At 72.4% G+C, this 19,151-nt stretch carries 17 protein-coding genes and 1 tRNA gene; 2 read left to right on the top strand and 16 right to left on the bottom strand.

The features are described 5' to 3' along the window. Window positions 1-3: 3 nt before the first annotated feature. The 5 genes from E0W78_RS13710 to E0W78_RS13690 form a co-directional block, all read right to left on the bottom strand. Window positions 4-1,386, bottom strand: a complete 1,383-nt coding sequence (locus E0W78_RS13710) for an FAD-dependent oxidoreductase (protein WP_131404507.1) — start codon at window positions 1,384-1,386, stop codon at window positions 4-6. Window positions 1,387-1,396: 10 nt separating this feature from the next. Next, window positions 1,397-2,050 (bottom strand): TrmH family RNA methyltransferase, encoded by a 654-nt coding sequence (locus tag E0W78_RS13705; protein WP_131404506.1) that lies wholly within the window; start codon window positions 2,048-2,050, stop codon window positions 1,397-1,399. Then, the gene (gene pyrE / locus E0W78_RS13700; protein WP_131404505.1) at window positions 2,047-2,700 is read right to left on the bottom strand and encodes an orotate phosphoribosyltransferase; all 654 of its coding nucleotides are present in this window, start codon (window positions 2,698-2,700) and stop codon (window positions 2,047-2,049) included. Before pyrE ends, E0W78_RS13705 begins: the two co-directional genes overlap by 4 nt. A gap of 114 nt (window positions 2,701-2,814) precedes the next feature. Further along, window positions 2,815-4,035: an MFS transporter gene (locus E0W78_RS13695; protein WP_131404504.1), complete on the bottom strand. Its 1,221-nt coding sequence runs from the start codon at window positions 4,033-4,035 to the stop codon at window positions 2,815-2,817. Window positions 4,036-4,090: 55 nt separating this feature from the next. Continuing rightward, a complete protein-coding gene (locus E0W78_RS13690; protein WP_242686355.1) occupies window positions 4,091-4,690 on the bottom strand; it encodes a vitamin K epoxide reductase family protein in 600 nt (199 codons plus the stop codon). 64 nt (window positions 4,691-4,754) lie between these two features. On the opposite strand from E0W78_RS13690, the gene E0W78_RS13685 reads away from it, so the two are divergent. Next, complete coding sequence (locus tag E0W78_RS13685; protein ID WP_131404503.1) at window positions 4,755-5,906, top strand: pyridoxal phosphate-dependent aminotransferase; 1,152 nt, start codon at window positions 4,755-4,757, stop codon at window positions 5,904-5,906. On the opposite strand, the gene E0W78_RS13680 is transcribed toward E0W78_RS13685, so the two are convergent. The 10 genes from E0W78_RS13680 to E0W78_RS13635 all read right to left on the bottom strand — a co-directional run bounded on the left by E0W78_RS13680 (window position 5,903) and on the right by E0W78_RS13635 (window position 17,213). Then, a complete protein-coding gene (locus E0W78_RS13680; RefSeq protein ID WP_131404502.1) occupies window positions 5,903-6,997 on the bottom strand; it encodes an aldose epimerase family protein in 1,095 nt (364 codons plus the stop codon). The two genes, E0W78_RS13685 and E0W78_RS13680, sit on opposite strands and share 4 nt — an antisense overlap. Continuing rightward, the gene (gene araA / locus E0W78_RS13675) at window positions 6,994-8,505 is read right to left on the bottom strand and encodes an L-arabinose isomerase (protein WP_131404501.1); all 1,512 of its coding nucleotides are present in this window, start codon (window positions 8,503-8,505) and stop codon (window positions 6,994-6,996) included. The genes E0W78_RS13680 and araA overlap by 4 nt, the downstream gene beginning before the upstream one ends. A 51-nt stretch (window positions 8,506-8,556) precedes the next feature. Beyond that, complete coding sequence (locus E0W78_RS13670) at window positions 8,557-9,234, bottom strand: L-ribulose-5-phosphate 4-epimerase (RefSeq protein WP_131404520.1); 678 nt, start codon at window positions 9,232-9,234, stop codon at window positions 8,557-8,559. Beyond that, window positions 9,234-10,928: a ribulokinase gene (gene araB, locus E0W78_RS13665; RefSeq protein ID WP_207392774.1), complete on the bottom strand. Its 1,695-nt coding sequence runs from the start codon at window positions 10,926-10,928 to the stop codon at window positions 9,234-9,236. Before araB ends, E0W78_RS13670 begins: the two co-directional genes overlap by 1 nt. Before the next feature lie 14 nt (window positions 10,929-10,942). Then, entirely contained in the window at window positions 10,943-11,986 is a 1,044-nt protein-coding gene (locus E0W78_RS13660; protein ID WP_207392769.1) for a LacI family DNA-binding transcriptional regulator, read from the bottom strand. Then, on the bottom strand, window positions 11,983-12,981 hold the full coding sequence (yjfF, locus tag E0W78_RS13655) for a galactofuranose ABC transporter, permease protein YjfF (protein ID WP_131404499.1): 999 nt from the start codon (window positions 12,979-12,981) through the stop codon (window positions 11,983-11,985). The genes E0W78_RS13660 and yjfF overlap by 4 nt, the downstream gene beginning before the upstream one ends. Continuing rightward, a complete protein-coding gene (locus E0W78_RS13650; protein ID WP_131404498.1) occupies window positions 12,978-14,036 on the bottom strand; it encodes an ABC transporter permease in 1,059 nt (352 codons plus the stop codon). Before E0W78_RS13650 ends, yjfF begins: the two co-directional genes overlap by 4 nt. After that, on the bottom strand, window positions 14,029-15,534 hold the full coding sequence (locus E0W78_RS13645; protein WP_242686358.1) for a sugar ABC transporter ATP-binding protein: 1,506 nt from the start codon (window positions 15,532-15,534) through the stop codon (window positions 14,029-14,031). The genes E0W78_RS13650 and E0W78_RS13645 overlap by 8 nt, the downstream gene beginning before the upstream one ends. A 193-nt stretch (window positions 15,535-15,727) precedes the next feature. Further along, window positions 15,728-16,729, bottom strand: a complete 1,002-nt coding sequence (locus E0W78_RS13640) for an ABC transporter substrate-binding protein (protein WP_131404496.1) — start codon at window positions 16,727-16,729, stop codon at window positions 15,728-15,730. Window positions 16,730-17,137: 408 nt separating this feature from the next. Further along, window positions 17,138-17,213 (bottom strand) — tRNA-Thr (locus E0W78_RS13635). Window positions 17,214-17,307: 94 nt separating this feature from the next. Between E0W78_RS13635 and E0W78_RS13630 the strand changes: the two genes are divergently transcribed. Then, entirely contained in the window at window positions 17,308-17,598 is a 291-nt protein-coding gene (locus tag E0W78_RS13630; RefSeq protein WP_131404495.1) for a chorismate mutase, read from the top strand. Here the strand turns inward: E0W78_RS13630 and E0W78_RS13625 are convergent, their stop codons facing one another. Continuing rightward, entirely contained in the window at window positions 17,599-19,140 is a 1,542-nt protein-coding gene (locus E0W78_RS13625) for an alpha/beta hydrolase (protein WP_165570514.1), read from the bottom strand. Between the last annotated feature and the right edge of the window lie 11 nt (window positions 19,141-19,151).

Here is a 19,151-nt window from a genome sequence, read left to right as displayed (position 1 = left end):
CGATCACACCATAGTGCCGAGGCGCCGCGCCGCGACGCGGGCGGCGACCTGCACCGGGTCCCACACCGACGAGAACGGCGGGGCGTACGCGAGGTCGGTCATCGCCAGGTCGTCGACCGTCGTGGACGTCCACAGCGCCATCGCCAGCGTGTCGATGCGCCAGCCCGCTCCCTGGCGTCCGACGAGCTGCGCGCCGACCGGCAGCCGGCTGCTGCGGTCGACGACCAGGCGCAGCGTGAGCTGCTCGGCGCCGGGGAAGTAGCCCGCGGACGTCGTGGACTCGATCGTCGCGACCAGCGGGTCGTAGCCCGCCTCACGGGCGGCGGACTCGCTGAGCCCGGTGACCGCGATCTCCAGGTCGCAGACCTTGGTGATCGCGGTGCCGATGACGCCGGGGAACGGCTCGCCGCGCAGCGACGCGTCGTCCATGACCGCCGCCGCGATCGCGCGTCCGGCGACCAGGCCCTGCTTGTTCGCGTGGGTGCCGAGCGGGACGTGGACCAGCTCGCCGGTGAGCCGGTGCCGGGTCACGACGCAGTCGCCGGCGGCCCAGACGCCGGGGCGTCCCGGCACGGCCTGGTGCTCGTCGACGACGATGCCGCCCTTCGCGCCGACCTCGACGGCGTCCGCCACGAGCTCGCTGCGGGCGGTGACGCCGAGGCCCAGCACGACCAGGTCGGCGTCGTGGACACCGGCATCGGTCTCGACCCCGGTGACACGGCCGTCCGGGCCGGTGCGGAACCCGGTGACCGTCGTGCCGGCGACGAGCTCGATGCCGAGCCCGCGGACCGCCGACGCCACCTGCTCGCCGAGGTCGGGGTCGAGCAGGCCCAGCGGCTCGGCGCTGCGCTCGAGCACCGTGACCCGCGAGCCGTGCCGCAGGCAGGCCTCGGCCATCTCGAGGCCGACGTAGCCGCTGCCCACGACGACGACGTGGTTCGGGTCGCGCTCCAGCTCGGCCAGCACCTTCAGCCCGTCGTCGAGCGTCTGCACGCCCAGCACGCCCTCGGCGTCGATGCCGGGCAGCGGCGGGCGGACGGGCTGCGCGCCCGTCGCCACGAGCAGGTGGTCGAAGTCCAGCACCGTCTCGGCACCGTGCTCGTCCCGCGCGGTCACGGTGCGCGCGTCGAGGTCGACGGCGACGGCGGTCGTGCGGGTGCGCACGTCGATGCCTCGGGCGCGGTGCTCGGCGGGCGTGCGGGCGACCAGGTCGTGGTGGTCCTTCACGTCCCCGGCGATCCAGTACGGGATGCCGCAGGCCGAGTACGACGTCCAGTCGCCCCGCTCGAGCACGACGACCTCGAGGGCGTCGCCGGCCAGGCGCTTCGCGGTGGACGCCGCCGTCATGCCCGCCGCGTCACCGCCGATCACGAGCAGACGGTCCATGCGTCCGACCCTAGTCGCGCCCGGCGTGCTGCCGGACCCACGCGTGCATCGCGACCGCGGCGGCCGCGCCGGCGTTGATCGAGCGGGTGGAACCGAACTGCGCGATCGCCAGCGTCGTCCCGCAGGCCTCGCGCGCGGCCTCGGTGAGTCCCGGGCCCTCCTGCCCGAGCACGAGCACGCAGGCGCGGGGCAGCTCGGCCGTCTCCAGCGGCACCGAGCCGTCGGTGTTGTCGACGCCCAGCAGCGGGAGTCCCTCCGCCCGCGCCCACGCCACGAGGTCGTCGACGTCCGGGTGGTGCTGGACGTGGAGGTAGCGGTCGGTGACCATCGCGCCGCGACGGTTCCAGCGCCGCTTGCCCACGACGTGCACGGCCGCGACGTTGAACGCGTTCGCCGTGCGGACGACCGAGCCGATGTTCAGGTCGTGCTGCCAGTTCTCGATGGCCACGTGCAGCGGGTGCCGCCGGGTGTCCAGGTCGGCGCGGATCGCCTCGACCGTCCAGTAGCGGTAGCGGTCGACGACGTTGCGCCGGTCGCCGTGCTCGAGCAGCTCGGGGTCGTACCGCGGGTCGTCCGGCCACTCCCCCGGCCACGGCCCGACGCCGACCTCCGCCGGCGCCTCGTACGGCTCGTCCGGTTCGGTCGACTCCTCCGGCCTGCTCACACCACGCCGTAGGTCTGCCGGTACGTCTCGATCGCGTCGAGGTGCTCGGCGTGCAGGCCGGTCTCGCGCAGGTACGTCACCACGTCGGCCAGGGTCACGATGGGCAGCACGGGCACGCCGAAGTCGCGCTCGACCTCCTGGATGGCCGACAGGTCGCCGGTGCCCCGCTCCTGCCGGTCGACCGCGACCACGATGCCGGCCAGCTCGGCACCCGCCTGCTCGACGATCGCCGCGACCTCCCGGATGGCCGTGCCGGCGGTGATGACGTCGTCGACGACCAGCACGCGTCCCTCGAGCGGCGCGCCGACGATGGTGCCGCCCTCGCCGTGCTGCTTGGCCTCCTTGCGGTTGAAGCACCACGGCACGTCCACGTCGTGGTGCTCGGCCAGCTGCACGGCGGTCGCGGACGCGATCGGGATGCCCTTGTACGCCGGGCCGAGCAGCACGTCGTAGGCCAGGTCGCTTCCCGCGATCGTGGCGGCGTAGTGCCGGCCGAGCCCGGCCAGCCGTCTGCCGGTGTTGAACAGGCCGGCGTTGAAGAAGTAGGGGGACGTCCGCCCGGACTTCAGGGTGAACTCCCCGAACCGCAGGACGCCCTGGGAGAGGGCGAGGTCGATGAAGGCGCGCTGGTGGTCCTGGAGGCCGGTCACGGACGCCAGCCTAGGACGTCGCCGCGGCGTGGCCGACGCCGACGACCGCGGGCGCCGGGCGTCCCGAAAGGTTTTTTCCCGTTCACTGGTCCGGACGTGGTTGAACCGGTAGATTCATCCCTGACCGCGTCGCTCTTTAACCCCCCGAGAAGAGCGACGCGGTCTTCCAGGTCCGGGGTCGGCCGCCGCGAGGTCTCGCAGGGCCACGAGCACCAGCGGGACGAGCAGCAGGGGCACGACGAACGCCCAGCGCAGGTCCCAGCCCTCCGCCACCGCGCCGATGAGCCCCCCGCCGAGGATCGCCCCCACGTAGTTGGCCAGGTTCAGCCGCGCGATCGCGACGTCCACCGACTCCGGCGGCACCGCCCCGGCCACCGCCGCGAACGACAGGGGCGCCAGGACGGCCAGGCCCAGCCCGGTGAGGAACAGGCCCAGGACCGCGGGCGCCACGACCTCCGAGGCGACGACCAGGGCGAGGCCGACCAGGCCGGTCGCCACGCCGCCGACGACCACGCGCACCGCGCCGGTCCGGCGCACCACGACGTCCGCGCCGAGCCGCGAGATCAGCGCCCCGACCTGGTACGCGCCGTAGCCGAGCGGGGCGAGCTCGTCGCTGGCCCCCAGCGCGTCCTCGAGGTAGCGCGTGCACCAGGTGAGGATGCCGGTGTCGGAGGCGAAGAAGACGAGCACGACGAGGCCGAGCATGAGCACCGGACGCCACGGCACGCGCGGTCCGTCCGCCGGCACGAGGCCCACCTCCTGCTCGACGGCGGGGACGAAGCGCGCCTGCACGAGCTCGCAGGCGACGACCGCCACCAGCGCGACAACCAGCAGCGACACCGCGACCGGCACGTCGAGCCACGCGCACAGGGACGCGTAGCCGGCGCCGAGGATGCCGCCGACGCTCCACAGGCCGTGCATGCCGTTGATCAGGCTGCGGCCGTAGAGCGCCTGGACGCGCACGCCCTGCATGTTCATGCTCGCGTCGACCGCGCCGAGCCCGACGCCGTAGACCGCGAAGGCGACCAGGAGCGTCGGGGTCGTGGGAGCCAGGCCGATGACGGCGGCACCCAGCGCGATGCCCCACAGGCCGCGGCGCAGGGCGGTGGCGCTGGTACGCCGCTCGGCGACGCGTCCGGCCAGGACGCTGCCGACGCCCGAGAGCACCGCCACGAGCACGAGCACGGCGGTGAAGGTGCCGTCACCGACGTCGTGCTTGTCGATGAGCCGGGGCGCCTGGGTCAGGATCGAGGAGATGACCAGGCCCTGCAGCAGGAACCCGGTCGACACCGCGACCCGGGTCGGGCGCAGCACGGCGGGGATGGGGTCGCTCATGGCCTGGCTCCTTGTCGTCGGCCACAGTGTGGCCGACGACGGGCTCAGGCGGGGCTCACGCGAAGAAGCGGAAGAAGATCAGCGTCGCCAGGCCGATGAACCACAGCGCGAGCAGCAGGGCGTGCCAGTCGCGCAGGAAGCTCACGACCCGGTTGCCCGGCGCCCACGTGCCGAGGTTGCGCAGCGTGACGTACCAGAAGATCGGGATGGTCACGGCCCACACGACCATGCACCACGGGCACAGCGAGCCGATGACGTAGAGGCTCTCGTACTGCAGCCAGCAGACGAAGGCGAAGCCGAGCGTGGCACCGACCTGCAGGCCGGCCCAGACCCACTCTGGGAGCCGGGCGCCCGCGAGCAGGACGACGCCGAGGGTGATGACGACGGCGAAGCCCATGAGCCCGATGAACGGGTTGGGGAACCCGAACAGCGACGCCTGGTCGGTCTTCATGATGTTGAGGCAGTTGAAGACGACGCTGAAGTTGCAGCTGGGGACGTAGTCCTTCTGCTCGAGCAGGCGGATCTTCTCCAGCGACAGCGTGAAGGACGCGGCGAGCCCGATGGCACCGCCGACCAGCAGCAGCCACGCGAGGGCGAGGGGTCGGGCGGGAGGCACGACCTCGCGCTCGTCGGCGGAGGTCTCGAGGGTCGTCACGGGCACATCCTAGGCAGACGAACGAGCCGGGACATCGGTTCCCGCCGTGACTACAGTGACAGCGGTGAGGACGTCCAGCAGCCGCGTCGCCGGGCTCGGCACCACCGTGTTCGCCGAGATGACCGAGGTGGCCCAGCGCACCGGGTCGGTGAACCTGGGCCAGGGCTTCCCCGACACCGACGGCCCCGACTGGCTGCTCGAGGCGGCCCGGCGCGCCATCGCGGACGGTCGCAACCAGTACGCCCCCGGTCGCGGCGTGCCGGAGCTGCGTCGGGCGGTGGCCGACCACCAGCGTCGTCACTACGGCCTCGCGCTCGACCCCGACACCCAGGTCGCCGCGTCCACGGGGGCCACCGAGGCCGTCGCCGCGGCCCTGCTCGGCCTGGTCGAGCCCGGTGACGAGGTGATCGTGCTGGAGCCGTACTACGACTCGTACACCGCGTGCCTGCAGATGGCCGGGGCCACGCGCGTGCCCGTGACGCTGCGGACGCCCGACTTCCGGCTCCCGGTGGACGAGCTGCGGGCCGCCGTCACCCCGCGCACGTCCGCGATCCTGCTCAACACCCCGCACAACCCGACGGGCGCCGTGCTCACCCGCGAGGAGCTGCGTGCCGTCGCCGACGTCGCGATCGAGCACGACCTGGTCGTCGTCAGCGACGAGGTCTACGAGCACCTGACCTTCGACGTGCCGCACGTCCCGGTCGCCACGCTGCCCGGCATGGCCGAGCGGACGCTGACGATCTCCAGCGCGGGCAAGACGTTCGCGGTCACCGGCTGGAAGGTCGGCTGGGCGTCCGGGCCGGCGCCGCTGGTCGACGCGATGCTCGCGGCGAAGCAGTTCATGACCTACACGTCCGGCGCCCCGCTGCAGCCGGCGGTGGCGCTCGCGCTGGACGAGGGCGACGGCTGGGTGGCCGAGAACGCGGCCCGCATGCGCCACCAGCGCGACCTGCTGTGCGACGGGCTGGAGACCGCCGGCTTCGGCGTCCTGCGTCCCGAGGGCACCTACTTCGTCACCACCGACGTGCGTCCGCTCGGCTTCGACGACGGCCTGGACTTCTGCCGTCGGCTCCCCGAGCTCGCCGGCGTCGTCGCCGTCCCGCACCAGGTGTTCTACGACGACGTGGACGCCGGACGTCCGCTCGTGCGGTGGGCGTTCTGCAAGCGTCCCGAGGTGCTGGCCGAGGCGGTCGACCGACTGGCTCGCCTGCGCTAGACCACGGTCCCGACGGACGCGCGCCCGAACCGCCACTGCAGTCGGTGCCGGTACGTCTCGTCCGGCCTCAGCACCGCCGTCGGCCACTCCGGTCGGTTGGGCGAGTCCGGGAAGAGCTGCGGCTCGAGTGCGATCCCGTCGCCCTGGCGGTAGCGGCCCCCGCTCGTCGAGCGCCGGGAGCCGTCGAGGAAGTTGCCGGTGTAGACCTGCAGGCCGGGCTGGTCGCTCCACAGCTCCAGCCGCGACGCCACGGGCTCGAGCTCCAGGACGGCGGCCCGGCGCAGGCCCGTCCCGCGCAGCACGAGGTTGTGGTCGATGCCGCGCGCGTCGGCGACCTGCGGGTGCTCCGTGCGGACCGCCGGGCCGATCGGCCGAGGGGCACGGAAGTCGAACGGCGTGCCGTCCACCGAATCGACCACGCCGAGCGGGATGCCCGTCGCGTCCACCGGGGTGTAGGCGTCGGCGTCCACCTGCAGCAGATGGTCGTCGATCGTGCCGGCCCCCTCCCCCGCCAGGTTGAAGTAGGCGTGGTTGGTCAGGTTCACCACCGTCGGGGCGTCGGTCGTCGCCGTCATGTCGACCGTCACGACGTCGCCCTCGACCGCGTAGCGGACGGTGGCGGTGACGGTGCCGGGGAAGCCCTGGTCGCCGTCGGGGCTGACCGTCCGCAGCTCGACCGCGTCCGGCTCGTGCGCGACCACCTCCCACGGACGACGGTCGAACCCGTCGGGGCCGCCGTGCAGGCTGTTACCCCGGTCGTGCGTGCCGACCTGGACGTCCTGGCCGTCCAGCCGGAAGCGGCCGGCGGCGATGCGGTTGGCGTACCGGCCGATGGTCCCCCCGACGTAGTCGCCGCTCGCCCTCCGCTCAGCGACGTCGGCGTGGCCCAGCACGACGTTGCGCCGCTCGCCGTCCCCGCCCGTCACCTCCAGCCGGTGGACGGTCGCGCCCAGGGTCAGGACCTCCACCACCGGACCCGGAGCGGTGCCGATGACCAGCAGGCGGACCTCCCGCCCGTCCTCGAGCTCGCCGAAGCGACGGTCCCGGTCCGACGAGGAACCGGGCACGAGCGCGTCGCCCGACGGACTCACAGGCCCTCGGCGAGGCGGTGGTACGCGGCGTTCCAGCGCAGCTCGCGCCGGAACGAGCGCGGCGTCGTGTCGGCGTCGATCGTCACCATCTCGATCCCGGTCATCTCGGCGAAGTCCTCCAGCACCTCCACGCCCACCGCCTGGGACAGCACCGTGTGGTGCGGGGCGCCGGCCATGAGCCACGACTCGGCCGAGGTCGCGAGCGACGGCCGCGGGCGCCAGACCGCGCAGGCCACGGGCAGCCGCGGCAGGTCCTCGTCGGGCTCGACGACGTCGATCTCGTTGACCGTCAGGCGGAACCGGTCGCCGAGGTCGGACAGACCGGCCACGACGGCCTGGCCCGGGTCGGCGGTGAAGCGCAGGCGCACCGGGTCCTCGCGTCCGCCGATGGCCAGCGGGTGGACCTCCAGCGACGCCCGCTGCGTGGTGATCGTCGGGCACACCTCGAGCATGTGCGCGCCGAGGATCTTCTCCTCCCCGGGCACCAGGTGGTACGTGTAGTCCTCCATGAAGGACGTCCCGCCGGGCAGCCCCGCGGCCATCGTCTTGGTCGCCCGCAGCAGCAGGGACGTCTTCCAGTCGCCCTCGCCGCCGAACCCGTAGCCGTCGGCCATGAGCCGCTGGACCGCGAGACCGGGCAGCTGACGCAGTCCGCCGAGGTCCTCGAAGTTCGTCGTGAACGCCCCGAACCCGCCCTCGGTGAGGAACGTCCGCAGGCCCAGCTCGATCCGGGCGCCCACCCGCAGCGAGTCGTGCCGCTCGGCGCCCGGCAGCAGCTCGGGGGCCACCGCGTACCGATCGGCGTACTCGGTGACCAACGTGTCGACGTCGGCGTCGGCGACCTGGTCGACGACGGCGACCAGGTCATTGACGCCGTACGCGTCCACCGACACCCCGAACCGGCGCTGGGCCTCCACCTTGTCGCCCTCGGTCACCGCGACGCCGCGCATGTTGTCGCCGAAGCGCGCCAGCCGCAGCCGGCGCAGGTCGTCACGACCCAGGGCCGCCCGCGCCCACCCGGCGACGCGCTCGGCGACCACCGGGTTCTCGACGTGGCCGGCGACGGTCTTGCGCGGGACGCCCAGCCGGGACTGGACGTACCCGAACTCGCGGTCGCCGTGCGCGGCCTGGTTGAGGTTCATGAAGTCCATGTCGATCGTCGCCCACGGCAGCGCCATCCCGGCCTGCGTGTGCAGGTGGAGCAGCGGCTTCTGCAGCGCCTCGAGCCCGGCGATCCACATCTTGGCCGGCGAGAACGTGTGCATCCACGCGATCACGCCGACGCAGGCCGGGTCGGCGTTGGCCTCGAGCATCCGACGGTGGATCGTGCCGGCCTCCAGCAGGACCGGCTTCCACACCACCGAGACCGGCAGCCCGTCGACGTCCGCGAGACGGTCGGCGATCGCCCGTGACTGGGACGCCACCTGGTCGAGGGTCTCCGGACCGTAGAGGGACTGGCTGCCGGTCAGGAACCACACCTCGGGCGTGGTCGCGGGCGTCGTGGTCATGGGGCTTCCTCCGTGAGGACGTGGCGGATGGGTGTGCGGTGGCCGGACGGCTCAGCGCTGGCCGTACACGTGCTGGTAGCGCTCGAACAGGGCGTCGACGTGGTGCTGCTCGACCGGGATCGGCTCGCCGAGCTGGCGGGCGACGTGGACGGTGCGGGCCACGTCCTCGCACATGACCGCCGCCTTCACGGCCGCGCGCGCCGTCGGCCCGATGGTGAACACGCCGTGGTTGCGCATGAGCACCGCCGGCGACCGGCTGTCGCGCAGGGTCTCCACGATCCCGCGGCCGATCGAGTCGTCGCCGATGATCGCGAACGGGCCGACCGGGATCTCCCCGCCGAACTCGTCGGCGGCCATGGTCAGCACGCACGGGACGGGCTCCCCGCGGGCGGCCCACGCGGTGGCGTAGGTCGAGTGGGTGTGCACGACCCCGCCGACGTGCGGCAGGTGGCGATAGACGTAGGCCTGGGCCTCGGTGTCGGACGAGGGCGCGTGGTCGCCCTCCACGACCCGTCCGTCGAGGTCGCACACCACCATGTTCTCGGCGGTGAGCTCGTCGTAGGAGACACCGCTGGGCTTGATCACCATCAGGTCGTGGCCGGGCACGCGGGCCGAGACGTTCCCCGCGGTCCACACCACGAGCTGGTAGCGGGTGAGCTGCTCGTGCAGCGCGCACACCTCGCGGCGCAACCCTCGCAGGGCCTCCTGCACGTCGGCCACGACCGTCATCACGCACCCACCGTCTCGGTCGCCCGCCGGCGGGCGACGGCCTCGCGGCGGACGTGCTGGAGCCTGCGCATCGCCCCGGACGCGCGACCGAAGTGGTCGTGCAGGGCCTGGTACTCCTCGAAGAGGGCGTCGTAGTGGCCCGCGCGGCGCTCGTCGGGCATGTGGACGTGCCGCCGCACCCGACCCATCTGCTTGGCCGCGGTCGGCACGTCCGGGTAGGCCCCGGCGGCGACCGCGGCATGGATCGCCGACCCGAGGGCGGGCCCCTGCGCGGAGTCGATGACCGAGATCGGCAGACGGGTGACGTCGGCGTAGATCTGCATGAGCAGCTCGTTGCGCGACAGCCCGCCCGCGACGATGAACTCCTCGACCGGGACGCCGCTGTCGCGGAAGGCGTTGACGATGACCCGCGTGCCGAAGGCGGTCGCCTCGAGCAGGGCGCGGTAGACGTCCTCAGCCCGGGTGGCCAGGGTCAGGCCCATCACGAGGCCGGACAGCTCGTGGTCGACGAGCACCGAGCGGTTGCCCGAGTGCCAGTCGAGGGCGACCAGACCGTGCTCGCCGACCTCCTGCGCGGCCGCGAGCCGGGTGAGGTGCTCGTGCACGGACTCGCCCGCCGCCGCGGCCGCGTCGACGTAGGCGGGGGGCACGGCGTGCTGGGTGAACCAGGCGAAGATGTCGCCCACCCCGCTCTGGCCGGCCTCGTAGCCCCACAGTCCCGAGACGATGCCGCCGTCGACGACGCCGCACATCCCGGGGACCTCGCGCAGCACCTCCGCGTTCATGACGTGGCAGGTGGACGTCCCCATGATCGCCACCATCTGCCCGGGCCCGACCGCCTGCGCGGCGGGGGCGGTGACGTGGGCGTCGACGTTGCCGACGGCCACGGCGATGCCCTCGGGGAGCCCGGTCCAGGCGGCCGCCTGCGCGGTGAGCCTCCCGGCGACCGCGCCGAGCTCGCCGATCGGGTGGTCGAGCTTGTCGGCCACGAACCGGTCGAAGCCCGGCGCCAGCCGGCCCAGGAACTCCGCGCTCGGGTAGCGGCCGTCCTGGCGGTTGCCCTTGTAGCCGGCCGTGCACGCGTTGCGCACGTACGTGCCGCTCAGCTGCCACACGATCCAGTCCGCCGCCTCCACCCAGTGGTCCATGCGCTCGTAGAGGTCGGGGTCCTCCTCGAGCAGCTGCAGGCCCTTGGCCAGCTCCCACTCCGAGGAGATGAGGCCCCCGTAGCGCGGCAGCCACGACTCGCCCCGCTCGCGGGCCAGGTCGTTGATCCGGTCGGCCTGGCCCTGCGCGGCGTGGTGCTTCCAGAGCTTCACGTAGGCGTGCGGACGGTCGGCGAGGCCCTCGACCTCGTTGAGCGGCGTGCCGTCGGCGCGGGTGGGCACCATCGTGCACGCGGTGAAGTCGGTCGCGATGCCGACGACGCTCGCGGGGTCGATGCCGGCGGCGGCCACGGCGGCGGGCACCGCGACGCGGAGCACCTCGCGGTAGTCCTCGGGCACCTGCAGCGCCCAGGCGGGTGCGAGCCGCTGCGGGCGTCCGGCCAGGTGCGCCGGCAGCGCGTCCTCGAGCACGGCGTGCGGGTACGGGTGGACGGCGGTGCCCAGCTCGGCGCCGTCACGGACCCGCACGACCACGGCGCGCCCGGACAGGGTGCCGTAGTCGACGCCCACGACGTGCTGGTCGTCCACGTGCTCGGTCATGGTCACGGCTTCCTTCCGACGGGGGCGGCGCTGCTGGCCCGGACGACGAGCTCGGGACCGATGAGCCGTTCCGGCGCCGGCTCGTCGGCCAGGGCGGCCTGCAGGATCTCGATGGCCCGGTGCCCGACCGCCTGGAAGTCCTGGCGGACCGTGGTGAGCGGCGGGATCAGGTAGGCGGCCTCGGGGATGTCGTCGAACCCGACCACGCTGACGCCGCGCGGGCCGGAGGGGACCGTCCGGCCCGCCTCGTGCAGGGCCCGCATCAGGCCGAGCGCCATCTGGTCGTTGGCGCAGAACACCGCGGTGACGTCCTCGCGCGCCGCGATCTGCCGGCCGGCCTCGAAGCCGCTCGCCGCGGACCAGTCGCCCGGCACCGGGTCCGCCGGCCTGAGCCCGGCGGCCCGCATCGCGTTCTGCCAGCCGTGCTGGCGGGCGCGGGCCTCGGTCCAGTCCATGGGGCCGGCGAGGTGCACGATCTCGGTGTGGCCCAGGTCCAGCAGGTGTTGCGTGCCGGCCTCGGCGCCGGCGACCTGGTCGACGCCGACGGTCCAGCGGGTCTTGTGCGGGTCGCCCTCGACCACGACGACCGGCACGCCGAGGTGCTCCTGCGCCCGGGCCACCTCCAGCGCCTCGTCGGTGGCCGAGATCAGCACGATGCCCTCGACGCTCTGGGCCCGCAGGTGGTCGATCGCGTCGACGACCTCGGCGCGGGCGAGGCTCTGCAGGTTCACCGAGCTGACGAAGTAGCCGGCCTCGCGCCCGGCCGCCTGGATCGTCCGGTGCACCGTGGAGGGCCCCCAGAAGCCGCTCTTGGAGCCGATGACGCCGATCGTGGCCGACCGACGCGTGACCAGGGCCCGCGCGGCGGTGTTCGGCCGGTACCCCAGCTGACGGATGGCCTCCTCGACCTTCTCCCGGGTGGCCGGACGCAGGTTGTCCTGGCCGTTGATGACGCGCGAGACGGTCTGGTGCGAAACCCCGGCGAGGCGGGCGACGTCGGCCATGACCGGGCTGCGCCGGCCGGGCTCGGGCTGGCTGCGGCTCATCGCTGCCGCCGGGTGGCGAAGCGCTGGACCACGACGAACGCGAGGAGCAGCAGGCCGGTGATGATGCGCATCCAGTACGAGCTCAGCGTGCCGTCGAAGGCGATGATCGTCTTGATCATCCCCAGCACCAGCACGCCCAGCAGGGAGCCCAGGACGTAGCCGCGGCCACCGGTCAGCAGCGTCCCGCCGATGACCACGGCCGCGATGGCGTCCAGCTCCATCCCGACCGCGTGCAGGCTGTTGCCCGACAGGATGTACAGCGAGAACAGCAGCCCGGCGAGCGAGGCGCAGAACCCGCTGATGACGTAGACGCCGACCTTCGTGGCGGCCACCCGCAGGCCCATGAGGACGGCGCTGCTCTCGTTGCCGCCGATGGCGTACACGGTGCGCCCGAAGCGCGTGCGGGCGAGCACGAACGCGGCCACGACGACGGTCAGCAGCGCCACGATCGCGGTCCAGCGCAGGTAGTACTCGCCGAAGTACACCGTCTTGAACGCCAGCGAGGTGAACGTCGGGTCGGTGATCGAGATCGACTTGACGCTGATCAGGTAGGTCAGCCCGCGAGCCAGGAACAGGCCCGCGAGGGTCGCGACGAACGGCTGGATCTGGAAGTAGTGGACGAGCACGCCCATCAGCAGGCCGAGCAGGGTGCCGGTCAGCAGCACCGCCACGATCGACAGGTACGGCGACCAGCCCAGCTCCAGGGTCCTGGCCGCGATCATCGTGGACAGCGCCACGACCGACCCGACCGACAGGTCGATGCCACCGGTGAGGATGACGAACGTCATGCCGACGGCCAGGACGATGAGGAACGCGTTGTCGAGCAGCAGGCTCAGCAGCACCTGCGGGTCGCTCAGCCCCTCGTACCGCATCCCGCCCACGCCGTACAGGCCGACGAACAGCGCGAAGGTCGCCACGACGGGCAGGTAGCGGGGCGGAGGTGCGTAGCCGCGGACGCGGTCCCAGCTCGAGGCCGGGACGGTGGAGGCACTCATGCGGGGGAACCTGCCTTCGCGATGACGGGGGCGGGGGTGGGACGCCGGCGCCGGGGGCGCAGCATCGCCCGGGCCCGCGGGGACTGCAGCAGGCACACGGCGATGACGACGATCGCCTTGAACAGGTAGTTCACCTCGGACGGGATCCCGATGTTGGGGATCGTGCGGGTGAGCGTGGCGATGAACAGCGCGCCCACGAAGGTGCCGGCCAGCGAGAAGCGTCCGCCCATGAGGGACGTGCCACCGATCACGACGGCCAGGATCGCGTCCAGCTCGATCCACAGTCCGAGGCTGTTGGCGTTGACCGAGTTGGTGTTGGCCGCGATGACGAGACCGGCCAGGCCGGCGCACAGGCCGGAGAAGGCGTACACGGTCCAGATGATCGTGCGGGAGCGGACGCCGGCCAGCCGGCTGGCCTCGGGGTTGATGCCCACGGCCTCGATCAGCATGCCCAGCGCGGTCCGCCGGGTCAGCGCCGCGGTCAGCAGCAGCATCCCGAACGCCACGAGGAAGGCCAGCGGCAGGGTGAGCACGAAGCCGGACGCCAGGTCGCTGAACCACGGGTTGTTGACCGTGGTGATCTGCCCGTCGGTGATGGCCATCGAGATGCCGCGTCCGGCGACCATGAGGATGAGCGTCGCGATGATCGGCTGGATGCCCAAGACCGCGACCAGGAACCCGTTCCAGGCTCCCAGCAGCAGGCACACGACCAGTGCGTAGGTGACGGCCATGACCGCGGTGACCAGCGCGCCCTCGTCCCCCGCCCCGACGATGCGCGTGCAGGCCACGGCGGCCGCGATCGCGGCGATCGCGCCGACCGACAGGTCGATGCCGCGCGTCGCGATGACCAGCGTCATGCCGAGCGCGACGAGCATGACCGGCGCGCTGTTGCGGATGATGTCGATGACGTTGCCGTAGAGGTGTCCGTCCTGCATCCGCACGCTGAGGAACGACGGGTTGACCACGACGTTCACCAGCAGCAGGACGAGCAGGGCCAGCACGGGCCACAGGAGCGGGTGCCGCAGCGCGCGCCGCACGAGGGTGGGCTCAGGCATCGCGATCTCCCTGCTCGCGGGCCTCGCCCGCGATGATCTCCAGGACGTCGCGGACGCTGACGTCGTCGTTGGGGCGCTCGTCGATCTTGTGCCGGTCCCGCATGACCACGAGCCGGTCGCTGAGCCGCAGGACCTCCTCGAGCTCGGCCGAGATGAACACCACCGACAGGCCCTTCTCGGCCAGCTCGGCGACCTTCGCCTGGATCTGCGCCTTGGCGCCGATGTCGATGCCGCGGGTGGGCTCGTCGAGGATGAGGATCTCGGGCTGGACGATGAGCCAGCGGGCGAGCAGCACCTTCTGCTGGTTGCCGCCCGACAGGTTGCGCATGAGGGCGGTCGGGTCGGCCGGGCGGATGTCGAGCGCCTCGATGTAGTCGCGCACGAGCCGGGTGCGGGTCGCCTGCGGCACCGGGCGGAGCCAACCGCGTGACGCCTGCAGCGCGAGCAGCATGTTGTCGGCCACGGTGAGGTCGCCGACGATGCCCTCGGCCTTCCGGTTCTCGCTGGAGAAGGCGATCTTGCGGGCGAGGGCCTGGCGCGGGTTGCGCAGGCGGCGACGCTCCGAGCGCACGGTGAGCTCGCCGGTGTCGGCGTGGTCGGCGCCGTACAGGAGCCGGGCCAGCTCGGTGCGTCCGGAGCCGAGCAGCCCGGCGATGCCGACGACCTCGCCCTCGAACAGCTGCAGGTCGGTGGCCTCCAGGGAGTTCTTGCGACCCAGCCCGATGGCGGTCAGCAGCGGAGCGCCACCCTCGGCCTCGGTGCGCGGAGCCCGGTCCAGCCGCTCGAGGGTCTCCAGCTCGCGGCCGATCATGAGCCGGACCAGCTCGAGCCGCGGCGTCTGGGCGACCATCCGCTCCTCGACGAGCCGGCCGTTGCGCAGGATCGTCATCCGGTCGGCGATCTCGTACACCTGGTCCAGGAAGTGCGACACGAACACGATCGCCACGCCTTCCTCCCGCAGGCGACGCATGACGGCGAAGAGCTTCTCCACCTCGTCCGCGTCCAGGCTGGAGGTGGGCTCGTCCAGGATGAGCACCTTGGCCTGCACGCCGACCGCGCGGGCGATCGCGACGAGCTGCTGCACCGCGATGGGGTGGTCCTCCAGCACCGTGGCCGGGTCGACGTCCAGCCCGAGGTGGAGCAGGGTCTTGCGGGCGGCGCGGTTCATCGCCCGCACGTCGATCGCCCCGAACCGACGCGGCTCGCGGCCGAGCATCATGTTCTCGGCCACGGTGAGGTTCGGCACCAGGTTGACCTCCTGGTAGACCGTGCTGATGCCCGCGGCCTGGGACGCGGCCGGCGAGTGGAACTCGTGCCGCTCGCCGTCGACCAGCACCGTCCCGTCGTCGACCGTGTAGACGCCGGTGAGCGCCTTGATCAGGGTCGACTTGCCCGCACCGTTCTCGCCCATGAGGGCGTGGACCTCGCCGGGGAAGAGCCGGACCGAGACCCGGTCCAGGGCCGTCACGGCTCCGAAGCTGATCGTGATGTCGCGCATCTCGATCACGGGGGGCCGATCCGTCCCGGGCGGGGCGACGGCCTTCGACCGTGCCAGCTGCGTCATCTCGATCCTTCCTGGGTGGTCCTGGAGCCGGTGGGTGCCGGGCCCGGCGGGTGCCGGGGGCCCGGCACCGGCCGGGCGACGTCACCGCGGTGACGCCGGGGGCGGCCGGCCCGAGCCGGCTCGCCGGTCAGTACTGACGGTCGGGCAGGGCGGCCTTCGCCTGCTCCTGGTCGAACGTCGTCTCCTCGGTCACGACCCGCTTCGGGACCTCCTCGCCGTCGAGCACCTTCTGGGCCAGATCCATCAGCTGGGGACCGAGCAGCGGGTTGCACTCGACGATGAAGTTGATCTTGCCGTCCGCGAGGGCCTGCATGCCGTCCTTGACCGCGTCGACCGTGATGATCTTGACGTCGACGCCCGGCTTGAGTCCCGCGGCCTCGATCGCCTCGATGGCGCCCAGACCCATGTCGTCGTTGTGGGCGTAGACCACCTCGATGCTGTCGTCGGACTGCAGGAACGACTCCATGACCTGCTTGCCGCCGTCACGGGTGAAGTCGCCGGTCTGGGACGCCGTCACCTTGATCGAGTCGTCGGCACCGATCGTGTCGGCGAAGCCCTCCGCGCGGTCGATCGCCGGGGCCGCACCCGTGGTGCCCTCGAGCTGGACGACGTTGATCGTGCCGTCGCCGTCGCGGTCGGCGTCCTTGGCGTTCTGCACCAGCCACTCGCCGGCCTTCTCGCCCTCCTTCACGAAGTCCGAGCCCAGGAAGGTCTCGTAGAGGGAGTCGTCGTCCACCTTGACCGCGCGGTCGGTGAGGATGACCGGGATGTTGGCCGCCTTCGCCTCCTGCAGCACGGCGTCGAAGCCGGTCTCGACGACCGGGCTGAAGGCGATCACGTCGACCTTCTGCTGGATGTAGGACCGGATCGCCTGGATCTGGTTCTCCTGCTTGCCCTGGGCGTCGGTGAACTTCAGGTCGACGTCCTCGGCCTTCGCGGACTCCTGGATCGACTTCGTGTTGGCGGTCCGCCAACCGCTCTCGGCACCGACCTGGGCGAAGCCCATCGTGATCGAGCCACCGCCCTCGCTGCCGCCGCCGTCGCCAGAGCTTGAGTCCGAGCCGCAGGCGGTGAGCGACAGCACGGTCAACGGGATCGCGCTCGCGGCGATCAAGGTCTTCTTCAACACGGGGTGCTCCTCGGGGTGAAAGGGGCGGTCTCGCCCACTGTGACCGGTGTCACGTTCCAGCGAGTGTGAACGTTAACATTGCGATCCGTCAACCCCTCCGGTCAAAGATGTCGACGCGGATGTGAGCGTTCACGTGGCGTCACCGCCCCAGCGGGGACGACCGCGCCGCGTTGTCCGCGAGGGTTCCGGTCCGCGACATGGGGAAACAGGAACGCGCGGAGCCGCGGGAGGGGACCGCTCTCCGACTTCGGCACGAACGACGAAGCCCTCGTCCGGGGGACGAGGGCTTCGGGTGGAGCCGCCTGTCGGAATCGAACCGACGACCTTCTCATGACGGAGGGGGACCGCTCTCCGACTCAGTCGCACCGCGAACGACGAAGCCCCAGCCACGAGGGCTGGGGCTTCGGGTGGAGCCGCCTGTCGGAATCGAACCGACGACCTTCTCATTACGAGTGAGACGCTCTGCCGACTGAGCTAAGGCGGCGAGGCCTGGCGAGGATCGCCCGCCGGACCGGTCACCGAGTCTAGCCGCAGGGGTTCGCGGAACCGAAATCGGGGGTCGGCCTAGGATCGTGCCCGTGACCGACGACATCCGCGCCGAGCTGAACGAGATGCGCTCGAGCATCGACAACATCGACGCGGCCCTCGTGCACCTGCTCGCCGAGCGGTTCAAGTGCACCAAGCGCGTGGGCCGGTTGAAGGCCGAGCACGACCTCCCGCCGGCCGATCCCGACCGCGAGCGTCAGCAGATCGAGCGGCTGCGCCGGCTCGCCCTCGACGCCGACCTCGACCCGGCCTTCGCGGAGAAGTTCCTGAACTTCATCATCGACGAGGTCATCCGCCACCACGAGGCCGCGCGCGAGGAGTAGCTACTCCTCGCAGACCGTGCCGTCCTTCGGCGCCTCGCCGTCGAGCAGGAAGGTCGCGACCGCGTCGTCGATGCACTCGTTGCCCTGGCCGAGCGCGGTGTGCCCGTCGCCCTCGCGCGTCAGCAGCACGCCGGAGTCCAGCGCGTCGGCCAGCCGCTGCGACCACTCGTAGGGCGTGGCCGGGTCGCGCGTCGTGCCGACCACCAGGATGGGCGGCGCTCCCGGCGCGGCGACGTCGAGCTCCTGCTGCGCGGCCTCGCTCCGCGCCGGCCAGTCGTCGCAGCCGGAGGAGTCGCCGGCGAAGAACGGCCCGAACACCGGCGAGACCTCGCTCAGCTCGGTCGTGACCCGCTCGACCTCGGCCGGCTTCGGCGCGGGCTCCCCGCTCGCGTCCAGGCAGGAGATGGCCCGGAACGCCTCCGCGCTGTTGGACGCGTAGCTGCCGTCCGGCGACCGGTCGAAGTAGAAGTCCGACAGCTGCAGCAGGCCGCCGCCGTTGCCCTTGAGCAGCTGGCCGAGCGCGACGGTGAGCAGCGGCCAGTTCTGCTCGCCGTAGAGCGGGGTCGCGATGCCGTAGAACGCCTGGGTCTGGGTGAGCTCGCGGTCGCCGACGGTCAGCGGATCGGAGTCGAGCGCCTCGATCGTCTCGCCGAGGACCTGCTCGGCGGACTCGACGTCGTCACCGAGCGGGCAGTCGTCGCGGACGCAGTCCTCCAGGTAGGCGGTGAGCGCCCGCTGGAAGCCCTCGTTCTGGCCCAACGCGCCCTCGGCGACCGTCAGGTCGGGCGCGATCGCGCCGTCGAGCACGAGCCGGCCGGCCTTCTGCGGGAAGAGCGCCGCGTACGTGCTGCCGAGCGAGGTGCCGTACGAGGCGCCGTAGTACGTCAGCTCGTCGTCGCCCAGCACGGCCCGGACGACGTCGAGGTCGCGGGCCGCCTCGACGGTCGACACGTGCGAGGCCAGCGCGCCGGACCGCTCGACGCAGCCGCGGCCGAACGCCAGGGACGCCTCGCGGAGCGCCTCCTGCTCGGCCTCGTCGTCGGGAGTGGCGTCCACGCTCGTCCAGTCGTCGAGCTCGGCGTCGGTCAGGCAGTCGAGCGCCGGCTCGCTGGACCCGACGCCACGCGGGTCGACGCCCACGACGCCGTAGTGGTCGCGCACGTCGTCGGGCAGGGTGCTGGCCACCTGGTCGGCGAAGCCCAGCGCCGACCCACCGGGACCGCCCGGGTTCACCACGATGCGGCCCTGCACGTCGTCGCTGGTGGCCGGCACCTCGCGGGCCCGCAGCCGGATCGTCTCGCCGGCCGGCTCGGCGTAGTCGAGCGGCACCTCGATCCAGGCGCAGCGCGCGTCGTCGCAGTCGGTCCACTCCGGCTCCTGGCCGTAGAACCGCTCGAGCCCGGCCGGACCCTGCTCGCCGGTGGGGACCGGGGCCGCGGACGTCGACCGCTCGCGCTCCAGGACGACCACGAGGGCCGCCACGAGCGCGCCCACGAGGACGACGACGGCGATCGGCAGCAGGTAGGGGCGCAGTCGGGTCACGGCGGTCTCCT

Source organism: Aeromicrobium sp. IC_218 (assembly GCF_004336805.1).
In the GTDB taxonomy this organism is placed as follows: Bacteria; Actinomycetota; Actinomycetes; order Propionibacteriales; family Nocardioidaceae; genus Aeromicrobium.
Note: the sequence above shows the minus strand (reverse complement) of the source record. Positions and strands in the feature narration are given on the sequence as shown.